Annotated in this window: 5 protein-coding genes and 1 pseudogene; 1 reads left to right on the plus strand and 5 read right to left on the minus strand. The window is 62.8% G+C overall.

Annotated features, from left to right (window positions below; translation table 11 throughout):
- On the plus strand, window positions 1-619 hold a 619-nt coding region (locus RMO57_RS00115), incomplete at its 5' end, for a serine/threonine-protein phosphatase (protein ID WP_310383141.1).
- On the opposite strand, the gene RMO57_RS00120 is transcribed toward RMO57_RS00115, so the two are convergent.
- The 5 genes and pseudogenes from RMO57_RS00120 to RMO57_RS00140 all read right to left on the minus strand — a co-directional run.
- Window positions 620-1,309, minus strand: a complete 690-nt coding sequence (locus tag RMO57_RS00120; protein ID WP_310383142.1) for a hypothetical protein — start codon at window positions 1,307-1,309, stop codon at window positions 620-622.
- An 11-nt stretch (window positions 1,310-1,320) separates the two neighbouring features.
- A complete protein-coding gene (gene zapE, locus RMO57_RS00125) occupies window positions 1,321-2,421 on the minus strand; it encodes a cell division protein ZapE (RefSeq protein ID WP_310383143.1) in 1,101 nt (366 codons plus the stop codon).
- Between the two features lie 24 nt (window positions 2,422-2,445).
- Window positions 2,446-3,867 (minus strand): dihydrolipoyl dehydrogenase, encoded by a 1,422-nt coding sequence (gene lpdA / locus RMO57_RS00130; protein WP_310383145.1) that lies wholly within the window; start codon window positions 3,865-3,867, stop codon window positions 2,446-2,448.
- A gap of 31 nt (window positions 3,868-3,898) precedes the next feature.
- A complete protein-coding gene (locus RMO57_RS00135) occupies window positions 3,899-4,222 on the minus strand; it encodes a multidrug efflux SMR transporter (protein ID WP_310383146.1) in 324 nt (107 codons plus the stop codon).
- A gap of 6 nt (window positions 4,223-4,228) precedes the next feature.
- A pseudogene (locus tag RMO57_RS00140) lies at window positions 4,229-4,477 on the minus strand (2-oxo acid dehydrogenase subunit E2); the annotation flags it as partial.
- Window positions 4,478-4,552: the final 75 nt, after the last annotated feature.

Raw genomic sequence — 4,552 nt, forward strand, 5'->3', positions numbered from 1 at the left:
CAAGAGCGGTGGCCGCAAGGCAGCAGACCAGGTGCTGCTGACCAGTCAGCAGCTGTTCGAGCGCTTTGTGCCCGGGGTTGAATCAGCGGCAGATTTGCTCAAACAAATCGTCTCGGAAGCTCATCTGATGATCAAGCTGACCGCGCTGTCGGCCGAAGAAGAGCCGCACAGCACCCTGGCCGCCTTCATGATAGGCGCTGACAAACGCTGCCATTGGATCCACTCGGGCGACTCCCGCATCTATTTATTCCGTGGGCCCAATTTGCTCAAGCGCACGCTCGACCATTCCTTTGTGCAACGCTTGGTCGATGAAGGACAGATCGCTGAGTCCGATGCCTCCTCGCACCCCCAGTCGAATCTGCTGACCGGCTGCCTGGGCACGGTGCAAGACCCGATCGGCAGCAGCGACTGCATCGAGTTGCTTGAGGAAGGCGACACGCTGATTTGCTGCAGCGACGGCCTCTGGCATTACTTCACTCCGAGCGAGTTGGGTGTGGTGCTGCACAGCCTGCCGCCGCGTGAAGCGGCTGAGCTCTTGATCAGCAAGGCGAGGCAACGCGCCCGCGGCGGCGGCGACAACCTGTCGCTGGCGATCGTCAGGGTGGAGTCGCTGGCCTGATCAGCGCTTGACCGGCGGCGCAGCGCTGCCGGCGGCCTCGATCTCAGCCGCGCTCGGGATGGGCAAGGCCAGCGGTGGCTGCTTGCCTTTTTGCTTCGCTTCGTTGATGACCCGGCGGCGTTCGGCTTCTTGTTGCCGCAGCGCTTGCTCGCTTTGGTAGTTTGCTTTTTGCAGCTCCCGGCGCTTGGCTTCGTCCTGAGCCTTGTCCGCCTTGATTTGCTTTGATTGCGGCTTGACCGATGCGGTGATCGCAGGGCCGGAGGCCGGCCCTGCCTTGGCGGCAAGCGGCAAGTCCGGCGTTTGAGCGGCCAACAGCTGCGCGGTACGTTGGCGCCCTTCGGCCTCGGCAAATTCACGCTCGCGCTGGGTCGCGCGTTCGCGTTGTGCCTCGGCTCGGGCGCGCCTCTGGTGGGTGTCCAGCACCGCCTCACGCGCCTCCAGCGGCCTCAATGCCGCGCTGCGTTTGCTCTTGGCCTCATCCAGGCAAGCGTTGACAAAAAACCGGCGCGCGCATTGCTCACTGTCGGCCTCGAATTGCTGCGCAATAACCGAGCGCGCCGCCGTCAAACGGAGCAACTCGGCGCGCTCATCACTGACGTCTGCAGCCGGGGCTGTATTCGCAAATGCCGGCAGGCACAGCCAGATCAGGAAGGAGAAAGCGGCGGCAGCGAGCCGAGCATTGCACATCATCAGCGCATCCTTCAGGTCAACGAGGTATCAACATCGCGCCTTGCCAGCGCCAAATATTCCGACGACTGCATCTCCTGCAGGCGCGAGACGGTGCGCGGGAACTCATGCGCCAGCGGCCCTTCGGTGTAGAGCGCCTGCGGGGCCACGGCCGCCGACATCACCAGCTTGACGCGCCGGTCATAGAGCACGTCAATCAGCCAGGTGAAACGCCGTGCCTCGCTCGACAAACGCGGCGGCATCTCGGGCACATTACTGAGCAAGACGGTGTGGAACTGGGCGGCCAATTCCAGATAGTCGTTTTGCGAACGCGGACCGCCACACAGAGTAGCGAAGTCAAACCACACCACGCCGCCGGCTCGGCGCCTTGCGCGTATCAGTCGCTGCTCGATGCGCAGATCCGGGTCTTCGTCGCGCGCCTCGGCCAAGGCCTCAAAGGCCGTGTTCAGCGCCTTGTCGGCGGCGTCGTCTAGGGGGCAGTGGTAGAGCTCCACCTGATCGAGCGTGCGGCTGCGGTAGTCAAAGCCGTTGTCGACATTGATGACCTCCAGTTTCTCGTTCAGCAGTGCAATCGCGGGCAGGATGCGGTCGCGGTGCAGGCCGTTCGGATACAGGCCATCGGGCATGAAGTTAGAGGTGGTGACGATGCTGACCCGGTGACGAAACAAGGCGTCCAGCAGCCGGTGCAGAATCATCGCATCGGTGACGTCCGAGACATGGAATTCGTCGAAACAGATCAGTCGGAAGCGCTTGGCAATACGCTTGCCCAACTCCTCCAGCGGATCGGCAATGCCCTTGAGCTCATACAGCTCGCGGTGCACCTCACGCATGAACTCATGGAAGTGCAGCCGGGTCTTGCGCGTCAGCGGCACGGCCTGAAAGAAGCAGTCCATCAGGAAGCTTTTGCCCCGCCCGACGCCGCCGTACATATAGACGCCGCGCGGCAGCGGCGGCCGCATCAAGAGCTTGGACACCACGTTGCCGCCCCGGGCCTTGTAGTCGGCCCATTCGTCTTGGCAGCGCTGCAGCGCTGCCACCGCACGCAGCTGCGCCGGGTCGGCCGTGAAGCCGCGCTCGGCGAGGGTCTGCTGGTACAGCTCGCTAACAGACGTCATGAGGTCAATGCGACTTTCGCGGCGTCAGAAGTTCAGCGTGCGCTTGTCGACGGCCAAAGCCGCTTCCTTCGTCGCCTCGGACAGCGACGGATGGGCATGGCAGATGCGCGCGATGTCCTCGGCCGAGGCCTTGAACTCCATCGCCACCACCGCTTCCGAGATCAACTCGGAAGCAAACGGGCCAATGATGTGCACGCCCAAGATCTCGTCGGTCGTGGCATCGGCCAAGAACTTGACGAAGCCGTTGGTATCACCCAAAGCACGCGCCCGGCCATTCGCCATAAACGGGAACTGGCCCGCCTTGTAGGCCACGCCGTCGGCCTTCAACTGCTGCTCGTTGCGGCCAACCCAGGCGATCTCGGGGCTGGTGTAGATCACCCACGGGATCGTGTTGAAGTTCACGTGACCGTGCTGGCCGGCGATCCGCTCGGCCACCGCGACGCCCTCTTCCTCCGCCTTGTGCGCCAGCATCGGGCCGCGCACCACGTCACCGACCGCCCAGACATTGGCCAGATTGGTTTTGCAGTCGCCGTCGACCTCAATCGCGCCGCGCTCGTCCAGCTGCAGGCCGACCGCTTCAGCATTCAAGCCGATGGTGTTGGCGACGCGGCCAATCGAGATGATCAGCTTGTCGAACTCGGCCTTGTGCTCGACGCCGGCGGCGTCGGTGTAGTTGACGCTGACGCTCTTCTTGCTCGCCTTGACGGTGCCGATCTTGACACCCAGCTCGATCTTCAGGCCCTGCTTCTTGAACAGCTTCAGCGCCTCCTTGGCCACGCCCTCGTCGACCGCGCCGAGGAAGGTCGGCAGACCCTCCAAGACCGTCACGTCGGAGCCCAGACGGCGCCAGACCGAGCCCATCTCCAGGCCGATCACGCCGGCACCAATAACGCCCAGCCTCTTCGGCACCGCGGCTATCTTCAGCGCGCCATCGTTGGACAGGATCATTTCCTCGTCAAAGGGCGCGCCGGGCAACTGGCGGGCGTTCGAGCCGGTCGCCAGGATGACGTGCTTGGCCAGCACGGCTTCCTCACCCGCCTTGATTTCGTACAGGCCATCCTTGGCACCGACAAAGGAGCCGCTACCGTGGAAGAACGTGACCTTGTTCTTCTTGAACAGATACAGAATGCCGTCGTTGTTCTGCTTCACGACCGTGTCTTTGCGCGCCAGCATTTTGGCCACGTCCATCTTGACGTTGTCGGCCGAGATGCCGTGCTCGGCAAAGTGGTGGTTGGCGTGGTCGAAATGCTCAGATGATTGCAGCAATGCCTTGGACGGAATGCAGCCGACATTGGTGCAAGTACCGCCGGGCGCGGGGCCGCCCTTGTCGTTCTTCCACTCGTCCACGCAGGCGACCTTGAAGCCGAGTTGGGCCGCGCGGATCGCCGCGATATAGCCGCCGGGGCCGCCGCCGATGACGAGGACGTCGAATTGTTGGGTGGTCATTGTTTTTTGCTCCGATGCGCCCGGGTTGCCCTCAGTGCGCGAGTTTGAGGGTGACGACACCGCCGACGATCATCGCCACGCCGAGGAATCTCCACAGCGTCGCGGCATCGCCGAAAAACATCACCCCGATCAAGAAAGTGCCGGCCCCGCCGATGCCGGTCCAGACCGCATAGGCGGTACCGATCGGGATCTCGCGCTGGGCCATCCATAGCAGCCAGCCACTCAGCCCCATCGAGACGATGGCGAAGGCGATACCGCTGACGCGGTACTCGGCCTGCTGCGATAGCTTGAAGCCCAGTGGCCAACCGATCTCGAACAGACCGGCCAGCAGCAGATAAATCCAGGCGAGGCTCATACCGATTTAGATGTCGAACAACAAGCGGCTTGGATCTTCCAGCGCTTCCTTCATCGTCACCAAGCCCAAAACGGCTTCGCGGCCGTCGATGATGCGGTGGTCATAGGACATGGCCAGGTAGTTGATCGGGCGCACCACCACTTGGCCGTTCTCGACCACGGCGCGGTCCTTGGTCGCATGCACGCCCAAAATGGCCGACTGCGGCGGGTTGATGATGGGGGTGGACAGCATCGAGCCGAAAGTGCCGCCGTTGGATCCGAATGTCCTTGCAGCGTTATGGTTGGGTGTTGAGGAGTTCTACTGTCCCAAAATTTAATCAGTCGATCTGCA

Origin of the sequence: Roseateles sp., assembly GCF_031397715.1 — a bacterium.
GTDB lineage: Bacteria > Pseudomonadota > Gammaproteobacteria > Burkholderiales > Burkholderiaceae_C > Paucibacter_A.

Bases quoted from the DNA above. Each gene is read 5' to 3' on its own strand.
- RMO57_RS00120 (WP_310383142.1), bottom strand. From the start codon at position 1,309: ATGATGTGCAATGCTCGGCTCGCTGCCGCCGCTTTCTCCTTCCTGATC.
- zapE (WP_310383143.1), bottom strand. From the start codon at position 2,421: ATGACGTCTGTTAGCGAGCTGTACCAGCAGACCCTCGCCGAGCGCGGC.
- lpdA (WP_310383145.1), bottom strand. From the start codon at position 3,867: ATGACCACCCAACAATTCGACGTCCTCGTCATCGGCGGCGGCCCCGGC.
- RMO57_RS00135 (WP_310383146.1), bottom strand. From the start codon at position 4,222: ATGAGCCTCGCCTGGATTTATCTGCTGCTGGCCGGTCTGTTCGAGATC.